The 18872-nt window shown below is 67.7% G+C and carries 16 protein-coding genes; 5 read left to right on the top strand and 11 right to left on the bottom strand.

What is annotated here, in order from left to right; all coding sequences use genetic code 11:
* Positions 1-13 precede the first annotated feature (13 nt).
* From QMG86_RS31260 to QMG86_RS31295, 8 genes are read right to left on the bottom strand one after another with little or no spacing between them, the layout of a single operon-like run.
* Positions 14-1192 (bottom strand): MlaD family protein, encoded by a 1179-nt coding sequence (locus QMG86_RS31260; protein WP_281876462.1) that lies wholly within the window; start codon positions 1190-1192, stop codon positions 14-16.
* Positions 1189-2280 carry an MCE family protein gene (locus tag QMG86_RS31265; RefSeq protein WP_281876463.1) on the bottom strand — a complete coding sequence of 364 codons (1092 nt, stop codon included), beginning with the start codon at positions 2278-2280 and terminating at the stop codon, positions 1189-1191. The genes QMG86_RS31260 and QMG86_RS31265 overlap by 4 nt, the downstream gene beginning before the upstream one ends.
* Before the next feature lie 8 nt (positions 2281-2288).
* On the bottom strand, positions 2289-3398 hold the full coding sequence (locus tag QMG86_RS31270) for an MlaD family protein (protein WP_281876464.1): 1110 nt from the start codon (positions 3396-3398) through the stop codon (positions 2289-2291).
* Positions 3395-4393, bottom strand: coding sequence for an MCE family protein (locus QMG86_RS31275; RefSeq protein ID WP_281876465.1), 999 nt, complete (start codon positions 4391-4393; stop codon positions 3395-3397). The genes QMG86_RS31270 and QMG86_RS31275 overlap by 4 nt, the downstream gene beginning before the upstream one ends.
* Positions 4393-5436, bottom strand: coding sequence for an MCE family protein (locus QMG86_RS31280; protein ID WP_281876466.1), 1044 nt, complete (start codon positions 5434-5436; stop codon positions 4393-4395). The genes QMG86_RS31275 and QMG86_RS31280 overlap by 1 nt, the downstream gene beginning before the upstream one ends.
* Positions 5433-6923 (bottom strand): MCE family protein, encoded by a 1491-nt coding sequence (locus QMG86_RS31285; protein WP_281876467.1) that lies wholly within the window; start codon positions 6921-6923, stop codon positions 5433-5435. The genes QMG86_RS31280 and QMG86_RS31285 overlap by 4 nt, the downstream gene beginning before the upstream one ends.
* A 7-nt stretch (positions 6924-6930) precedes the next feature.
* Positions 6931-7794 (bottom strand): ABC transporter permease, encoded by an 864-nt coding sequence (locus tag QMG86_RS31290; RefSeq protein ID WP_281876468.1) that lies wholly within the window; start codon positions 7792-7794, stop codon positions 6931-6933.
* A gap of 4 nt (positions 7795-7798) precedes the next feature.
* Entirely contained in the window at positions 7799-8653 is an 855-nt protein-coding gene (locus QMG86_RS31295; protein WP_281876469.1) for an MlaE family ABC transporter permease, read from the bottom strand.
* Positions 8654-9178: 525 nt separating this feature from the next.
* Between QMG86_RS31295 and QMG86_RS31300 the strand changes: the two genes are divergently transcribed.
* Positions 9179-9853, top strand: a complete 675-nt coding sequence (locus tag QMG86_RS31300; RefSeq protein WP_281876470.1) for a S1 family peptidase — start codon at positions 9179-9181, stop codon at positions 9851-9853.
* A 52-nt stretch (positions 9854-9905) separates the two neighbouring features.
* On the opposite strand, the gene QMG86_RS31305 is transcribed toward QMG86_RS31300, so the two are convergent.
* Together QMG86_RS31305 and lppU are read right to left on the bottom strand one after the other, a co-directional pair.
* Positions 9906-11357, bottom strand: a complete 1452-nt coding sequence (locus QMG86_RS31305) for an MFS transporter (protein ID WP_281876471.1) — start codon at positions 11355-11357, stop codon at positions 9906-9908.
* A gap of 40 nt (positions 11358-11397) precedes the next feature.
* A complete protein-coding gene (gene lppU / locus QMG86_RS31310; protein ID WP_281876472.1) occupies positions 11398-12021 on the bottom strand; it encodes an LppU family putative lipoprotein in 624 nt (207 codons plus the stop codon).
* A 188-nt stretch (positions 12022-12209) separates the two neighbouring features.
* Between lppU and QMG86_RS31315 the strand changes: the two genes are divergently transcribed.
* The 4 genes from QMG86_RS31315 to QMG86_RS31330 all read left to right on the top strand — a co-directional run bounded on the left by QMG86_RS31315 (position 12210) and on the right by QMG86_RS31330 (position 16686).
* Positions 12210-12719, top strand: coding sequence for a DUF6764 family protein (locus QMG86_RS31315; RefSeq protein WP_281876473.1), 510 nt, complete (start codon positions 12210-12212; stop codon positions 12717-12719).
* A 127-nt stretch (positions 12720-12846) separates the two neighbouring features.
* Entirely contained in the window at positions 12847-14070 is a 1224-nt protein-coding gene (locus QMG86_RS31320; RefSeq protein ID WP_281881217.1) for a serine hydrolase domain-containing protein, read from the top strand.
* A gap of 50 nt (positions 14071-14120) precedes the next feature.
* Positions 14121-15479, top strand: coding sequence for a cytochrome P450 (locus tag QMG86_RS31325; protein ID WP_281876474.1), 1359 nt, complete (start codon positions 14121-14123; stop codon positions 15477-15479).
* Positions 15480-15786: 307 nt separating this feature from the next.
* Positions 15787-16686 (top strand): L,D-transpeptidase, encoded by a 900-nt coding sequence (locus tag QMG86_RS31330; RefSeq protein ID WP_434085626.1) that lies wholly within the window; start codon positions 15787-15789, stop codon positions 16684-16686.
* A gap of 116 nt (positions 16687-16802) precedes the next feature.
* Here the strand turns inward: QMG86_RS31330 and QMG86_RS31335 are convergent, their stop codons facing one another.
* A complete protein-coding gene (locus QMG86_RS31335; protein WP_281876475.1) occupies positions 16803-18821 on the bottom strand; it encodes a M13 family metallopeptidase in 2019 nt (672 codons plus the stop codon).
* Positions 18822-18872 lie beyond the last annotated feature (51 nt).

The following is an 18872-nucleotide window of genomic DNA, read 5'->3' on the forward strand; positions in this document are numbered from 1 at the left end:
GGCCGGGTACGACTCACCGCACCGGAGGCAGGGTCCGTTCGTTCGGATCCACGCCCGGCGGCATGTGCGCGCCGTTGTTGGGCACGTCGGGCCGCGGCGCGTTGGCGGCGCCGCGGATCTGCTGACCCGGCGGCGGGTTCTCACAGTAGTTCCACTTCGGGATCGTGCCGTCCTGCACGACCTCGTTGCGCATCTTCGGAGTGTTGTAGGTGCAGAACGGCCGCGGCCAGATGTCGATCATCGCGTGGAACTCGCCGTCGTGCGCCGGGACGCCGAGCGCCTCGCCGCCGAGCGCGAGCGAGGGGAACAGGGCGCGCAGCGCGGGCAGCCGCAGCTGCGCCGCCTTCGTGATCGCCTGGAAGTTGGTCGCCAGGCTGGTGATCGGATCGGCCGTGCGGTCCACCACCGCGCCGAGACTGGTGAGCTGCCCGGGGGCCTGCTCGAGCACGCGCTGCAGTTCCGCGTTCGCGTTGTTGAACTGCTCGAACAGCACTCCGGAGTTGCGGGTCAGCGTGGCCAGATCCGGCTGCGCGTTGGAAGTCGTACTGGCGATGGTCCGCAGATTGGTGATCAGATTCGTGGTCTGCGGCAGCAGCGAATCCAGTCCCGCCGTCGCCAAGCTGATGCCGTTGACCAGGCCGCGCAACTGATCCGGGCCACCGCTGAGCGCGATGTCCAGCTCGTTCAGGATGACCTGGAAATGATCCGGATTGATCTGCGCGATCAGGGCGCTGGAGTTGTCCAGGACCGACCACACCGGCGTGGGCGTGTGGATCTTGTCCGGATCGAACTTGATCACCGCGCCGTTGGCCAGATACGGCCCCTGCTCGGCGTTCGGCCGGAAGTCGATGTACTGCTCACCCGCGCCGGACAGCGCCTGCACCGCGATCTGGGTGTCCACCGGGATCTTGTACTTCGACTCGATCTGCGCGGTGGCGGCGATGGCCTGCCCGCGATCGGTCAGCTCGATCGAGGTCACCTTGCCGATGCGCCAGCCGCGCAGCGTCACGTCGTTGCCGGGCTGCAGACCGCCGGAACGGTCCAGATTCACCGTGACGGTGTAGTCGGACCGCAGCGGGTTCACCCGCATCACGTTGATCATCAGGTACGCCGCGCCGACCAGCAGCACGAGCACCAGACCCACGTTCGAGAGGAAGATCTTGCTTCCGAAGAGTTTGCGCGCGGAGGTCATCGCTGTCCGCCCCCCACTCGACTCTGGACCAGTTGCAGCACCTGGATCAGGCTGCCCGCGAAGTCCTGCAGGTCGTTGAGATCCTGGAGCTTGCCGTGTTGCGGATCGGTGAGCGCGCTGATGTCCAGGTTGGTCGCGGTCGCGTACACCGCGAAGCTGCTGCCGCGGAAGGTCGCGTCGACCTTCGGCCGGATCACCCGCAGCCGATCCAGCAGGACGCCGAAACCGTCACCGGTCTTGGCGATCGCGTCCATCAGCTGGCGGGTGTTCTCCAGCAGCCCGTTCAGGCTCTCGGTCGAGGTGTTCGCGTAATCGCCCAGCGCGGCGCTGGAAATGGACAACTTGCTGAGCAGTTCGCCGAGGGCCCGGTTGTTCTCGGCGATGGCGCCGATCATCTGCGGCAGCGTGTCGGCCACCTCGCCGAGCTCCGACCGCCGCCCCTCGATGGTGTTGGCCAGCGTGCTGAATTCACCGAGCACACTGTCGACGCGAGCGGAGTTGGCGTTCAGACTGCCGACCACGCCGGTCATCTCGGTGATCAGGTGGGCCAGTTGCTCGCCGCGGCCGCCGACGATGGAGTCCAGTTCGGCGCCCAGCTTGGAGAGGCTGGCGATGCCGCCGCCGTTGAACAGCATGGAGACCGAGATGAGCAGCTGCTCGACGGTCGCGCCCGCGGAGGTGCTGTCGATGGTGAGCGTGTCGCCGTCGTGCAACATCTGCGCGCCGGAGTCGGTCTTCGGCTTGGACACCGCGACGAAGACGTCACCCAGCGGAGTGGCCTGGCGCAATTCCGCCGTGCTGCCCTTCGGCAACTCGATGTCCTTGCGGATGGTCAGGTCCACGATAGCCTGGAAGTTCTTGGTCTTGATGTCGGTGACCACGCCGACATCCGAGCCGCCGATCTTCACCTTCGCCTGATCGGGCAGATTCAGCGCGTTCTCGAAGACCGCGTGGATCGTGTAGGTCTCCCCGCCCTGGCCCGGTTTCGGCAGCGGCAGCTTCTCCACGGTGAGCCCGCAGCCGGAGGTAACCGCCACGCCGGCCACCGCGGCGAAGGCGACCAGCGCCCTGCGTGCCTTGATCGTCATTCGGTACGTCATTTCGTCAGTCCGAGCAGTGCGGCGGTGAGCCCGTAGTCGGGTCCGAAGTCCTGCATGTTTCCGGTGCGGCAGCCGTCGGCCTTCATCTGGATGCGCTCGCAGAACAGGCTGACGATCTCACCCGACAGCGCGGTGCCGATCACCGCGTGCAGCCGGACGTACCCGTGCTCGCGGTTGATGATGTTGTCGACGTTCTGCATGACCATCGGCGCCAGGTCCGCGACCTCGGTGAGGCCGTAGGCGTTGTCGCGCAGCTGCTGGGTCACGTTGGTCAGGCCGCTCATCGTGCCCTGCAACTGATCCTGGTACTGCGTCAGCGTGGTGCTCGTGTTCCGCAGGAAGGCCAGCAGCTGATCCAGCGTGGCCTGCAGACCCGGGGCCTGGTCGGCGAGCAGGCCGGTCATCTGGGTCACCCGGTTGCTGAAATCACGCACCGACTGGTCGTTCTCGGCCAGCATGGTGGTGAGGTCGTTCAGCTTGATGATGATGCTGGAGATCGCGTCCTTGTTGTCCACACCGACCTTCAACGCGCTGGACAGCGCGTTGAGCGTGTCGCGGATCTTCTCGCCGTTGCCGTTGAGCATCGGGTAGAGCACCCGGCCCGACAGCGGGCCGATGCCCTCCTGGCCCGGCTCCGGCTTCAGCGCGGCGGCGAACTGATCGATGGTCTTGATCATCGTGTCCAGTTCGACCGGCGTCTTGGTCCGCGCCTTGGGCAGATGATCGCCGTCGGACAAGGTCGCGCCGCCGGTGTAGACGGGGGTGAGCTCGACATGCCGGTCGGTCACGATGGACGGCGAGACGATCGCGGCGATCGCGTCCTTCGGGATCTTCACGTCCTTGTCGATGGACATGTGCACCTCGACCAGGGTGCCCTTGGGCACGATCTTGTCGACCTTGCCGACATCGAGCCCGAGCACCGTGATCGGGTTGCCCTCGTAGATACCCGCGATGTTGTCGAAGTCGGCGGTGATTCGCAGGGTGTTGCCCAGCGCGTCGTTCACCGAACTCGGCAGCAGCGAGCAACTGCCGACCGTCAGTGCGGCGGCGCTGATCATCAGCGCCTTCGCGACGGTCCTCAGCGGAAAGCCCGTGCGGAATCTCATCCCTGGCACCCCTCGATGACTTGGGCGAAGCACAACCAGTTGTCCGGGAACAGCCACGGCAGGCCGACATCGCCGTACGGACCGCTGCCGCCCCAGGAGTTCGCCAGGTAGCGCAGGGTCGGCGGCATGATCGACAGCATCCGATCCAGGTTGTCCTTGTTCTTCTGCAGGCCTTCGGCCATGGTGTTCAGCTGCTGGATGGTCGGGCCGAGCTGATCGTTGTTCTCCGCGCCGATCGCCTCCAGCTGCTTGGTCAGCGTCGCGACGTTGTCCAGCAGCTGGCGCAGCAGCGCCTGGCGCTCCATCACCCGGTTGGCGATGGCCTCACCCTGGGTGATCACCAGCAGGATGCTGTTGCGGTTGTCGCCGAGGATCCGGGTGACCCGGTCCAAGTCCTTCAGCAGCGTGTCGACCTCGGCCTTGCGGCTGTCGATCACCTTGGCCAGCGCGCCGACGCTGTCCAGCGCCTGGGCGGTGAGCTGGGGCGAGCCGTTCATCTGCTCGTTGATCAAGTTCAGCGACTCGGCCAGCTTCTTGGTGTCGAGCGCTTCGAACTTCGGGGTGCCGACCTGCACCACGTCGGCCAGGTTGTACGGAACCGTGGTGTTGGACACCGGGATCCGCTTGCCCTTCAGGCCAGAGCCGTCACCCGGCTCGAGGTCGACGTACCTGGCGCCGAGCAGCGTGGCCATCTTGATCGAGGCGCGCGCGTCCGGGCCGAGCTTCACGTCGTTGCTGACGCTCAGCGTGAGCAGCACGTGGCTGCCCTCGAGCTCGGCGTCGACCACCCGCCCGGAGGACACCCCGGCGACGTTCACCTTGTCGCCGACCCTGATGCCCGCGGCCTGCACGAACTCGGCCTTGATCGACTGCTCGCCGACGCCGATGAGCTTGTAGACGCTGGACACCAGCAGCAGCACCACGATGAGTACGCCGCCGATGATGCCCAACCAGAAGTACCGGTTGCTCTCGAACCTGGACCTGAGTTTCGTCATCATGGGCGGCACACCGCCGAGTGCGAGGTGCCGCCGATCTGGGAGAACAGACCGCGCGGGAACAGGACGCCGTAGAGCGAGACGTCCAGCCCGCACAGGTAGGCGTTGGCGTAACCGCCTTCCGAGGTGTGCCTGCCGGCCGCGGACAGGACGTTCGGCAGGTCGATCGCCGCTTGGTCGAGCTTGGCGCCGTTGTCCAGCAGCAGCGTCAGCGCGGCGCTGGTGGAGTTCTGCGCGTTGCGCAGGCTCGGCTGGATCCGGTCCATCATGCCGACCAGCGACGTGGTCGCGCTCGCGATCTGTTCGGTCGAACCGAGCAGCGACTGCCCTTGTTCGTACAGCCCGCCGATCAAGGCCCGGGTCTGGGTCACCAGGGTCTCCAATTCATCACCTCGTTTCGCCAACCCCGACATCACGCCCGACAGGTTGGTGATCACATCGGACAGGATCGCGTCCCTGCGCTGGAAGTCGGTGGCCAGCTGGGCGGCCTGCACGATGAACGCGCTCAACGAGACGCCGTCACCCTGCAAGGCCTGGATGAAGGTCTCCGAGAGCCGGTTGACCTGTTCGGGCTGCAACACCTGGAACAGCGGCTGGAATCCGTTGAGCAGACCGGACACGTCGAACGACGGCTCGGTCCGGTCGATCGGGATGGAACCGTTGTTCTTCAGCGGCGCCGGGCTCGACGACTTGCCGGGAGCCAGCGCCACGTACCGCTGACCGATCAGGTTCTGGTAGCGGACCAGCGCTTTGGTGTCGTTGTAGATCGTCTGGTCGCGCTGCACGACGAAGGTCACCTTGGCGACCGACTTCTTCAGGTTCGCGTCGCGGCCCAGCTCGATCTTCTCGACCTTGCCCACTCGCACGCCCGCCATGCGGACGTCGTCGCCCTCGTGCAGGCCGAGCACATCGGAGAACGTCGCGGAGTAGGTGTAGGTGTCACCGCTGACGATGCGCGCCAGTGTGTTCCACACCACCACCGTGACCAGGATCGACACGATCGCGAAGATGCTGAATCCGATCAGCGGTTTGCGAATGCTCATCGGCGGGCACCGTTGTCGGACACCTGCATGGTTCCGCCCTTCAAAATCGAGCTCAGCAGCAGATATTCGGCTGTGGTCGGCTTGCGGCCGAGCAGCGGGGTGATCGCGGACTCACCCCGGTAGGAGATCGGCGCCGCCGACGGAGCGCCCTCGGGCGCGGCGGCCGGAGCCACGGGCGCCGTGGGCGCGGCCGGCGGGAGCAGACCCGGCGGCAGCATCGGGAACAGGCCCTCGAGCGGGGTGCCCGCGAACGGAGCGGGTGCACCGCCGGTGGGAGCGGCCGCGGTGGCGCGGTTCGGATCGGGGGTGGTGACGCCGGGGATCAGCGGCAGGCCCGGCATCGGCACCACCGGCGGAAGCCCGGCGGCCGAGGCGAGGGCGCGCGGCTTCAGCTGTTCCGGCAGCTCGCCGACATCGGCGACGGCGGGAGCGGTGTAGCAGCTCGGCCCGACCATGTCGCCGTAGCGCGGGCAGTCGGCCACGGTGTAGGGCCGGTACGGGGTGAGCGTGATGCCCGCGTCCCAGACCTGCTGCTTCTGCGGACCCCACTTGAACGTGGTGTCCATCCGGCGCATGGTCTCGCTGAGGTTCAGCAGGCTCCTGGTGATCGCGTCCGGGTCCGCGGCGAGAGCGCCGAACATGTCGTTGGTTCCCGCGGTGACCTCGATGCCCACGTTCGGGTTGCGGGCGAACAGGTCGTTGACCGTGTCGATGGTGCCCGAGGTACCGGTGATCAGCGAGACCAGCTGGCTGCGGCGGTCGGCGATGGTGCGCGCGGTCTGCACCGAGCTGCCGAGCACGTCGACCAGCTCGGGCGCGGACTGGTTGAGCGCGTTGAACGACGCGGAGAAGTCGCCCAGCAGCACCCCGAGATCGGGAATCGACTCGTCGACGGCCAGCAGCCAGCGGTCCAGCCGCTCGACGGTGGAGCCGGGCATGCGGCCGCTGCCGTCCAGCGCCTGCGACAAGGTGCCCAGCACCCGGCCGAACTGCACCGGATCGATCTTGTCGAGGATGTTGCGGACCGTGGTGAGCGTGTCCTGCAGCGCGATGGTGCCCTTGCTGCGGTCTTCCTCGATGACCGAACCCTCGTGCAGGTACTGGTCGGCGGGGCCGTTGAAGACCAGCTCGACGGAGGTGACGGCGAACAGGTTGCTCGGCACCACGCGTGCGGTCACGTTGGCCGGGATGTCGCCGGCGAACTCCGGCTTCATCTCGATGCGAACCTTCTGCAGCTCGCCCTTGGCCGCGACGTCGACCGTCTTCACCGCGCCGACGAGCACCCCGCGGAACTTGACGTCGGCCTGCTCGGGCAGACCGTCACCGGTGGTGGTCAAGTTGGCGGTGACGTTGACCTTCTCCTGGAAGTAGCCCTTGTAGCGCAGCATCAGGAAGCTGAGCACCAGCGCGAACACGACCAGGCCGCACACGCCCGCGATCAGCAGCTGTCGCATCGTGGGCCCGCGCCCACTGGGATCGATGATCATCTGGTGTCTACCCCGAGATCCGGATGCCGGGGTTGACACCCCAGATCGCCAATGTCATGAACAGGTTCGCGAAAACGACCGCGATGATGCACATCTTGATCGCGCGGCCCGCGGCCACGCCGACGCCCTCGGGGCCACCGGAGGCGAAGAAGCCGTAGTAGCACTGGATGAACGTGGTGATCGCGACGAACAGGATCGCCTTGATCAGCGAGTAGATGACGTCGGTCGGAATCAGGAACTGATAGAAGTAGTGCTGGTAGGTGCCGGTGGCGGTGCCGCCGATCAGCTGCACGGTCAGCGAGCAGGAGATGTAGGCCATCGTCAGACCGAGGCAGTAGAGCGGGATGATGGCGATCATCGCCGCGAACATCCTCGTGCTGATCAGGTAGGGCAGCGGCCGGATCGCGATGGACTCCAGCGCGTCGATCTCCTCGGAGATGCGCATGGCGCCGAGCTGCGCGGTGAAGCGGCAGCCCGCCTGCGCGGCGAAGGCCAGCGTAGCGAGCAGCGGGCCGAGTTCGCGAGTGGTCGCGAACGCCGAGATTGCACCGGTGATCGGGCTCAGGCCGAGCAGGTTGAGCGAGTTGTAACCCTGGATGCCGACGGTCATGCCGCCGAAGGCGCTCAGGATGACGACGACGCCGATGGTGCCACCGCCGACGACGAGATTGCCGTTGCCCCAGGTGACGTCCGAGAGCAGGCGCCACACTTCCTTGGGGTAGTGCTTGAGCGCCAGCGGAATCGAGCCGATCGAGCGCAACAGGAAGAACACCTGGTGGCCGAGCCTGGCGAGCAGATCGACCGGCGCCTGAGCGGATTTCCGGAGCGTCTGGAGAGGCCGCAGCAGCGGCGGTACATAGGTTGAGGACACCGGCTCAGACCACCTGTGACGGGAATAGTGCGTTGTAAACCTGGGTGATGATGAGGTTCACCCCGAACAGCATGATGGCGGAGCTCACCACCGCTGAATTCACCGAGTTCGCGACGCCGCCCGGGCCACCCCGGGTGTTCAATCCGGTATCGCAGGCGATGATTGCCGCCAGCAGACCGAATATCAGCGATTTCGCCAGCGCGACAAGAAGATCGGTGGTCACGGCGAACGACGAGAAGGTGCCGACGTAGGAACCCGGCGTACCGTTCTGCGCGAAGATATTGAAGATGTAGCCGGTCAAGAAGCCCACGAAGACGACGAAGCCGCACAGCAGCACGCTCACCAGCATGGCGGCGCCGAGCCGCGGGGCGACCAGCCTGCGCATCGGGTCGACGCCCATGACCTTCATGGCGTCGATCTCCTCGCGGATCGTGCGCGAGCCGAGGTCGGCGCAGACCGCGGAGCCGACGGCGCCCGCGATCATCAGCGAGGTGACCAGCGGGGCGCCCTGCTGGATGATGCCCAGGCCGTTGGCCGCGCCGATGAACGAGGTGGCGCCGACCTGGCCGGCGACCGACCCGACCTGGATGGACACGATGACGCCGATCGGGATGGCGACCAGCAGCGTCGGCGCGGCGGAGACGCTGGCCATGAACGCGCACTGCCGGACGAACTCGCCGAACGGGAAGCGCCTGCGGAAAATCGAGACGAACAGTTCGGCGACGGCCGCGAAGCCCATCGTGATCTGCCTGCCGAAGGTCTCCAGCGAACGCTTGGGGTGATCCTGCCAGTAAGACCTCGTCCAATCGACCGCACCACTGACCCGTGACCCTGATGGTGGACTCTCGGTCGACTGCACTGGCTAATCCTCCTCGACGCCGGTTGGCTGCCCCGGCGACTCGTTTGCTTGACGCACCTTACTACGGAGTAGTGCAGAACACACCATCCACTTGTGATCGCAGTCATAGATGTCGCTCACCGTTGCCGGAAAGCAATGCTTAAGCCGCGGAACATTGGGAACGAGCCCAAACGCCGTGCCCTTACCTCTGGCACAAGTTACAGCCCAACTGGGCGAATCCGCGCTCCGCGGCGACGGAACGGCGAATTACTTCGGATATTTATCATCGAAAATCGGATTTGTTTCCGGAGACCAACATCGCGACTCCTTACTATCACCGTGACACTAAGGGGCACGACATTTTCACAATTGCGATAGCGGAATGCTATTGAGCCCGTAAGATACATTCCATCTCAGTTGTATGAAATGGGGTTGAAGCGCGGAACAGTGGGGACAACCCCGTAGTGGTGACGCGCCCGAGGTCGATTACTGACACGATGGGTGCGACAGATTGATATCGTGCGGGCTTCCGACGTCTGGAGGGACATGTTCAGCAAACTCGCCAAGGTGGCCAACGCCGCCTTCGCCGTCGCCCTGGGCGCGGCGCTGCTCGGCACGGGCGCAGGGGCCGCTAATGCCGACCCGGGCCCGCCGGTCTTGGGCGGTGGATCCGGCATCATCATCGACAACCAATTCGAGTGCACCGTCACGACTGTCGGTCACGACAACGCGGGACGTCTGGTCGGCCTGACCGCAGGCCACTGCGGCGACCCGGGCGCACAGGTCTACGCCGAAGCCGATCGGGGCGCCGGCGTGATCGGCCGTTTCGTCTACTCCAACCACGACCTCGACTACGCCGTCATCCAGTTCGACCCGGGCAAGATCACCCCGGTGAACCGGGTCGGCAACGTCACCATCACCGGTCTCGGCGGACCGGCCAACTTCCCGCAGATCGTCTGCAAGGAAGGGCGCACCACCGGCAACACCTGCGGTATCGCCTGGGGTGACATCTTCAGGACGAACGTCGAGACCTGGAGCCAGATGTGCGTGGTGGAAGGCGACTCCGGTGCGCCGGTGGTCGTCGGGACGACGCTGGTCGGCATGGTGAACGCCTACCTGGCCATCGCCTGCTTCGGTCCTGAGGTCGGTACCAACATGAGCGCGATCGTGGCCGACATCAACGCGCGCGGCGGCGTCGGCGCGGGCTACCTGCCGATCTGATCGGACGACATCCGCTACGAGCGGCCCGAAGGGAGCGATCCGTTCGGGCCGCTCATGCTTCGCTCCGGGCCGGCGCGACCGCCGGTCCCGCGACGCCGCACTGCGGCATGCAGTCGACGCTGTCCAACTTGGGCGCCCGCCGCATCGGGCGCAACAGCACGGCGGCGAGCACCGCGCCGGTCACCAGCAATCCGGCGCACAACCACATCGCGGTGGCGAAACCGTCGTCGAACGCCACCGGGTCGCCCAGCGCCCCCGAGATGCCCACGAGCCCGGGCAGCGTCGCCACCGCGAGCAATTGCGCGGTGCGCGCGACGGCGTTGTTCACTCCGGAGGCGATGCCCGCCTCGCTCGCGGGCACCGCGCCCAGCACCGCACCGGTGAGCGGCGCGACCAGCGCCGCGAGCCCCAGGCCGAAGACGACGACACCCGGCAGGACGTCGGTGAGGTACGCGGTGTCGGGTCCGATGCGCAGCAACAGCACCAGACCCGCCGCCGCCAGCAGCGGTCCGGCGGTCATCGGGATGCGCGGCCCGTGCTTCTGCGCCCAGCGTCCGGCGGGCGCCGAGAGCACGAGCATGACGAGGGTGACCGGCACGGTGGCGACGCCGGACATCAGCGGCGAGTACCCCGCCACCAGTTGCAGTTCGAGCACGAGCAGGAAGAAGACGCCACCGAGGGCGGCATAGACCGCGAGCGTCACGAGATTCGCGGCGGTGAACACCCGCGAGGCGAACAGCGCGGGCGGCACCAGCGGGTGGTCGCTGCGCAACTCGATCACGACGAACGCCCCGAGCAGCACGACACCGGCCACGACGAGCGAAGGCATGCTGTCGATCAGCCCGAGGGTCAGCGCACCGAGCGACAGCGCCACCACCAGTGCGCCGGGCACGTCGAGTTGGGCGGCCGCGTCGGGGTCACGGCTCTCCGGCACATGCCGTAACGCGACCAGCACGACGACGAGGGTCAGCGGGACGTTGAGGAAGAAGATGGACCGCCAGCCCGCGATCTCGATCAGCCAACCGCCCAGGAACGGCCCGAGCGCGCCCGCCACACCACCGAAACCGGACCACAGGCCGATCGCCGCGCCTTGATCGCGCCGATCGATGGACGAGGAGATCAGGGCCAGGCTGCCCGGCGTGAGCATCGCACCCGCCACGCCCTGCAGGATCCGGGCGGCGACCAGCATTTCGATGGAGGTCGCGACGCCACACAGCACCGAGGCGAGCGCGAAGGCCACGGTCCCCCAGACGAAGACCCGGCGCCTACCGAGTTTGTCGCCGAGCGAGCCGCCGAGCAGGATGAACGAGGCGAGGGTCAGCGTGTAGCCGTTCAGCGTCCACTGTAGTCCGGCCACGTCCGTGTCCAGCGATTCCCCGATCCGCGGCAGCGCGATGTTCACGACCGTCGCGTCGAGCGAGGCAACCGACGAACCGAGGATGGTGGCCAGCAGGATCCAGCGTCCGGTGCCGGATCGCAGCCGCGGTAGCTCGGTGGTGCTCACCAACCCAACCTAGCGGCCCGCAGGCGCTGGGAAGTCCGGGTCAGAGTTCCTGTACGCAGACCACGAAGCGGCGCTTGTCGTAGACGTATCCGGTGCCGCTGCCGCAGACGCTGACGTCATCGGCGCCCTGCTGGATCTTGACCACCTTCACGCCCTTCGAGGGCGACGAACCGGTGCAATCGATGCGCTTGGGGTCGTCACCGCCGACGTCCATACAGCCACCGACCACCCAGTCGATGTCCAGGCACAGCGCGCCCTGTTCGATGCCGTTGATGGTCTCGGCGTAGTAGTTGTCGGCGTCGCTGCTGCACTGCGAGCTCTTCGCCGCCTTCGCGATCACCTTGTAATTCGACTCGCGGCTGCCGCACGACGCCTTCTCGATGGTGGCGTTGGTGGTGGTGCCGCCCAGCTTCACGCAATCGTTGACGTTCGCGTCGAAGTCGGTGCTGCCGCTGGGCTTGCTCGTCGTCGGCTTGCTGGTGCTCGGCGTGGGCTTGCCCGAGGAGGGCTTCGGCGTGCTGGTCACCGACACCGCGTCGATCGTCCCGTCCACGGCGGGCTGGGCGGTACCGCTGACCGTGGAGCTGCAGCCGACCAGTGACAATCCGGCCGCGACGGCGAATCCGGCGAAGGCGAGACGCCCCCAGGCCAGTTGACGAGACACGTACAGTCCTCCCGAGCTGTAACGCCGGCGAACTCACGCCCCCGTAATCCGAAGTTGCCATGGCTGCGCTTGAAATACCACGCCATGAATACACCATCGAGCGAGCGCGCGTCGAGCCGGAGACGGAAAACAACCGCTGCCAACGGGTCTGGGTATGGTGGGTGCCCAGGTGCGAGAGGAGCCCCCCGATGAAGCTGATCAGCGCAATCGTGTGTTCGACCGCGGCGATCGGAGGCTCTCTCGTCGTTCCGGGGGCTGCTTCGGCCACCGACGTGCACTGCCGATCGGAACACGGTTCCGACGTCACGGTCATCGATGGCGAGACGGCCTGCCGCGCGGCGACCGACGGCAACGGCCTGGCCAGGGCCAGCGGGATAGATGGAGTCGGCTACGCCAACGCGACCTCGGGCGCGACGGCCATCGGCATCGGCGCGGCCGGAGGCGTCGGCGCGAGCGAGGGCGCGGGCGGGGTTCCGGTGGCCGTCGGCTTCGGCCCGGACGCCGTCGCCCTGACCTCGACCGTCGACGAGCCGGGAACGCGGACGTTCGCCATCTCCATCGCGCTGGAAGGGTCGCGGGCGGGGGTGGAGACCGGCGAACAGGCGGTGGTCTGCCTGGGCGTGGCGGCCTTCGCGTGGAACGCCGACAGCGGCGACGCGTGCTTGGCCACCCCTTTTGGGCTCTGGCAGACCGACTGAACGGGTTACCCTGGTTGACCAGCCCGGATAACGGCGGTCAGGAGGTGACCCCATGGTTTCGGCAATGGCGGCGGACGACTTCGAGCCCGCCGATTCGGCGCGCGAGAAACTGGCGGCACCGCACGAGATGCTGGTCGACCCGCGTTTCATCCGGTTGGCCGATCAATTCTTCGGCCTGTTCGCGCAACCGGCGCGCGGTGGCGGCGCGCTCGCGGTCTACCTCGACGGCAAGCCCGTGGTCGACATCTGGGCCGGCTGGGCGGACAAGGAGCGGCGCTGGAACGGTGACACCGTCGCGCTGACCTTCTCCACCGGCAAGGGCGTGGCCTCGACTGTCGTCCACCGCTTGGCCGAACGGGGTCTGATCGCCTACGACACGCCGATGGCCGAGTACTGGCCGGAGTTCGCCGCGCACGGCAAGGACGACATCACGGTCCGGGACGTGCTGTGCCACCGCGCCGGTTTACACCGGGTGCGCGGCCTGGTTCCCGGCCGTGAAGGCATCCTGGACTATGACGCCGTGGTCAAGGCGCTGGCCGACAGCCCGCCGGACCCCCGGCGCATCCGCACCTCCGGCTATCACGCGATCACCTTCGGGTGGCTCGTCGCCGAACTCGTGCAGCGGGTCACCGGCAGGCCGTTCACCGAGGTGCTACGCGCGGAGATCGCCGAGCCGCTCGGTCTGGACGAGTACTGGTTCCGCGTTCCGGAATCCCAACGACATCGGATCGCCAAGATCTTCCGGCCCCTCGGTCCGCCCGGCATCCGCTGGAACACCGCCTCCTCGGTGCTGTCCTGGGTGCGGCCGGTGCGCGGGCTCGCCGAGGCGGGCATGCCGGAGAGTTTCGACGAGCTGGTTCGCGACCCCCGGGTACACGACTCGGTGATGCCGGGCTGGAACGGCGTGTTCTCGGCGCGCGCTCTGGCGCGGATGTACGGCGCGCTGGCCAACGGCGGAGTTGTGCACGTCGGCCGCTCGGGACGGGGCGTGCACGGTGTCGACGCGCCCGGATCCGAGCCGGTCGTGCGGCTCCTGCAGCCCGCGACGATCGCGACCATCGCCCAGGTCCAGCCCACCCACAGCCGCGACTACGTGCTCGGTCTGCCGATCCACTTCACGCTCGGCTATCACCGCCCGGTCCTGATGTCCAAGCAGCAGCCGCGCAACGCCTTCGGCCATTACGGCGTCGGCGGCTCCGGCGCGTACGCCGACCCGGATCTCGGCATGTCGATCGCGTTCGTGACCAACGGGCTCGGCAGCATGGTGACCGCGCTCGGCGACGCCAGGCTGGCACGGCTGGCCGCGACCGCGCAGGCCACGGTGCGCAAGCACAAGCAGGCCCCGAGCTAGCGTCGAACCGCTCCGGGGGCGACTACGTGTTTCTCGGTATGACTGTGCGGATGCCGGAAGCCGAGACGGGCGCCGGACCTCGGGTGCCGCGCTCGACGGCGCTACACGCCGTGGCCGCCGGCGTCGATTTCGACCGGTACTTCCGTTGGCGCAGGGCGCGCGAAGGCGACCCGTTCTACGTGCGCTTTCCCGGTTTCGGCGCCGTGCTGTTCACGGGGACGGCCGTCGGTGCCCGCGAGGTGTTCCGGTCGCCGGTGGAGTTCTCCGAACCGCCGCGTCCGAACCCGATCGAGCCGATGGTCGGCGCCGCGTCGCTGATCCTGGCCTCGGGGGAGCGCCATCGCCGCGATCGCGCGCTGCTCGCTCCCGCCTTCCACAGCGCCCGGATACGGGAGTACGGCGCGCTCATCCGGGAGGCCACGCTGCGGGAGCTGGCCGGGGAAAGCGGCCCGGCATGGGTGGCGGGCGCGCGCGTCGATGCGCGGGCGGCGGCGCGGGCGCTCACGCTGCGGGTGATCGCGACGGCGGTGTTCGGCGTGCGCGACCCGGGGCGGCAAGCGGAGTACACCGCCGCGGTGACGGACTTCCTCACCGCGTTCTCCGGGCCGTTGCTCCTGGTGCCCGCGCTGCGCCACGGAATGCGCGGGCACGGCCCGTGGGACCGGTTCCGCGCCGCGCGCGACCGGCTGGATCGGTTGATCCGAGCCGACATCGTGCGCAGGCGCGAGCACGTCGCCGCGGAACCCGCCGACGTGCTCGACGTGTTGCTGTGCGCGTACGAGGGCGACGCCGACGAGGAGCTGTGCGAGCAGATCCGCACCTTGCTGGTCGCCGGGCACGAGACCACCGCAACCACACTGGTCTGGGCGCTGTTCCGGCTGCACCGCGCGCCGGAGGCGCTGATCCGCCTGCGGCGGGAACTGCACGACGCGGGCCGGGACGCGAGCCCCGCCGAGCTGGCCGCACTGCCGTATCTGGACGCGGTCTGCCAGGAGACGCTGCGACTGCATCCGCCGGTGCCGATCGTGCTGCGCCGCCTCACCGAGCCCTTCACGCTGCGCGGCGTGGCGCTCGCCCCGGGCGACACCATGGGGATCGCGGTGCCGTTGCTGCACTCCGATCCGGAGGTGTGGTCCGACCCGCGGCGCTTCGATCCGGGCCGCTTCGCCGAGCGCCGCTACCGGCCGTTCGAGTTCGCCCCATTCGGCGGCGGCCACCGGCGCTGCGTCGGCGCGGCACTCGCGGACTACGAACTGCGGATCGCGCTGGCCACGATCCTCGGGCGGGTGCGCCTGCGACCGGCCCCGCGATACCCGCGCGGGCGCATCCCGCGCTCGGTGCCGCACAACATCGCGACCGGTCCGCGGCGCCCGATTTCGTTCGACGTGATCAGTGAGCTTGGTCACTAACTAGTTTGGGGCGAACCATCTTTCGCACGCCCCCTCGTGCCGACCGGAGGTCGTCCGATCCGTCGTGACCGGGAGGTTTGCCCGCATCTATACCCAACGGTAGCGTTTGTGACCCATATCACTCGTCATGCGGTATGCGAATCACTCTGAAACGCCGGTAGCTTCCGGCCGCGCCGGGACGGTAGGAATGGACGACGGGTCGGGCCGTCGATACCCGCGGGGCGCTCTTCTGGCTCCGCGCTGAAATGAAAAATCTCGCTACGCGCGCGTACGCGTGCGCGCGAGAGATGGAATGGACGAGAAACCTATGCATGCCGCTTTGCACACCGGGTCGTTGCCTGCTCGCCGCAAGGGAGCGCGGCTGACCCGCCGGATGCGCGAGGGCGTCCTGCTGTCGGCCGCGATCGCGGCAGCCGGTGTTCTGCTCGTCGCGCCCGCACATGCCGAACCGATTCCGGGGATCGGCACCGGCTCGGCCGCCGCGGCCACCGAGCCCGAGCCGCAGGCGAACTTCGCCCCGCCCTCGATCAACATCGCCGACGGCGAGGTCGTCGGCGTCGCGCAGCCGATCATCATCACCTTCAAGGAGCCGGTGACCGACCACGCCACCGCCGAGAAGGCTATCAAGATCACCTCCTCGAAGGCCGCGCCCGGCCACTTCTACTGGCGTGGCGACAAGCAGGTGCGCTGGCGGCCGGACGAGTTCTGGCCGGACAACACCGACGTGCAGGTGCAGGCGGGCGGCACCACCAGCTCGTTCCGCATCGGCGACGCCTTCGTGACCACCGCCGACGACACCACCCACACCATCACCATCACCCGCAACGGCGAGGTGGTGAAGGAGATGCCCACCTCGATGGGCAAGCCCAAGCACGAGACGCCGAACGGCACCTACATCGTCGGCGAGCAGCTGCGCAAGATGACCATGGACTCGTCGACCTACGGCGTCCCGATCACCGACCCCGAGGGCTACAAGCTCGAGGTCGAGTACGCCACCCGCATCTCCAACAGCGGCATCTTCGTGCACGCGGCTCCGTGGTCGGTCGCCCAGCAGGGCGTCTCCAACGCCAGCCACGGCTGCCTGAACGTCAGCACCGAGGACGCCAAGTGGTTCTTCGAGAACGCCCGCCGTGGCGACCCGGTGATCGTGCAGAACACCCAGGGCGGGACGCTCAGCGCGAGTGACGGCCTCGGAGACTGGAACTAACAGCCGGTAACCTCCGGCTCGACGCGAAGCCGAACATTACGATCAACTACTCGAAGCAGCTGATCGTAGTGTTCGGCTTTTGCTCTACTCGGTACGTGCGCGAGAAGTTCGCGCAGCTACCAGATCTTCACGCGCTCAGCGGGTTCCAGGTACAGCGCATCGCCGGGCTGGACGCCGAACGCCTCGTGGAAACTGTCGATGTTGCGCACGACCGCGTTGCAGCGGAACTCCGGCGGCGAGTGCGGATCGGTGGCGAGCCGGCGGATGGCCTCCTCCGCGCGGGCCTTGGTGCGCCACACCTGCGCCCAGCCGTAGAACACCCGTTGCAGGCCGGTGAGCCCGTCGATCACCGGCGCGTCCGCGCCGCCGAGCGAAATCTGGTACGCCGCCAGCGCGATGGACAGACCGCCCAGGTCACCGATGTTCTCGCCGATGGTGAACTGGCCGTTCACCGTGTGCTCGTCCGGCAGGTCCTTCGGGGAGAGCACGTCGTACTGGTCGATCAGCGCCTTGGTGCGCTTGCCGAATTCGGCGCGGTCCTCGTCGGTCCACCAGTCCACCATGTTGCCGTCGCCGTCGTACTTCGCGCCCTGGTCGTCGAAGCCGTGCCCGATCTCGTGGCCGATCACCGCGCCGATCCCGCCGTAGTTGGCCGCGTCGTCGGCGTTCATGTCGAAGAACGGCGGCCGCAAGATGGCGGCCGGGAAGACGATCTCGTTCATGCCCGGGTTGTAGTAGGCGTTCACCGTCTGCGGGGTCATGAACCACTCGTCGCGGTCGACCGGACCGCCGAGCTTGCGCAGATCTCGATCGTGTTCGGCCGCGTAACCCCTGCGATAGTTGCCGACCAGATCGGCCGGGTCGATCGTCACGCCCGAGTAGTCCCGCCACTTGTCCGGGTAGCCGATCTTCGGCGTGAACTTCTCCAGCTTCGCCAGCGCGGCGACCCTGGTGTCCTGGCCCATCCACTCCAGCTCGGCGATATTGCGGCGGTAGGCCTCCTGCAGGTTGGCCACCAGCTCGACCATGCGGGCCTTGGCCTCCGGCGGGAAGTGCTCGGCTACATACAGTTTGCCCACCGCCTCGCCGAGCAGGTCCTGCACCAGCGTGACGCCGCGCTTCCAGCGTTCGCGGTTCTCCTCGGCGCCGGTGAGCGTGCGACCGTAGAAGTCGAAGTTCTCCTCGACCACCGCCTCGGTCAGGTACGGCGCACGCGAGCGGAGCACCCGCCAAGCCGCCCACGCCTGCCAGTCCGCGAGCGGCTCATCGGCCCAGAGCCGCGCGAACGTGCGCAGATAGTCCGGCTGGCGCACCACCGACTCGGCGAACAGCTCGGACCCGGCCCCCTCGACGCCCTCGGCCAGCGCGGAAGTCCATGCGGCCCAGTCGAATTCGGGGTTGTCCGCGGCCAGGGCGGCGAAGGTGGTGAGGTTGTATCTGAGTTCGGCGTCCCGGCGGCGCACCACGTCCCAGTGCCCGGCGGCCAGTTTCCGCTCCAGCGCGAAGACGCGTTCGCCGACGGTGTCGAGTTCGTCCGGCAGCAACCCGGCGACCTGCGGGTCGGCGGCGGCGAGGGCGAACATGCGGCCGATGTGCGTGATGTACTTCGCGCGGATCTCGGCGAACTCGTCCTGCCGGTAGTACGACTCGTCGGGCAGGCCGATGCCGGACTGGGTGACGTGCGCCAGATAGCGGTTGGAGTCCTTGTCGTCGGTGTCGACGAAAACGGCGACGGCGCCCCCGACGCCGGTGCGCTGCAACCGGCCGAGCAACGCCGCGAAAGCCCTCTTGTCGGCGACCTCGGCGATCGCCGCGAGTTCGGCCGCGATGGGGGCGAGCCCGGCGGCGGCCACCGCGTCGGTGTCCATGAAGCTGGAGTACAGGTCACCGATCTTGCGGGCCTCGCTGCCCGGTTCGGCGTCAGCGGCCGCGGCATTCTGGATGATTGCCTGCACGTCCAGCTCCGCCTGGTCGTAGAGCGCGCGGAAGGCGCCGTCGACGGCCCGGTCGGCAGGGATCTGGTGCTCTGCCAGCCATTTGCCGTTGACGTGCGCGAACAAGTCGTCCTGCACCCGCACGCCCTCGTCGAGGTAGGACAGATCGATACCGGAGGGACGGGTCAGTTCGGAAGTCACGGAGTCCAGTATGCCGACAAGCGGGTGGATCGGCCCCCGGGCGCGGTCGGC

Origin of the sequence: Nocardia sputorum, from assembly GCF_027924405.1 — a bacterium.
In the GTDB taxonomy this organism is placed as follows: domain Bacteria; phylum Actinomycetota; class Actinomycetes; order Mycobacteriales; family Mycobacteriaceae; genus Nocardia; species Nocardia sputorum.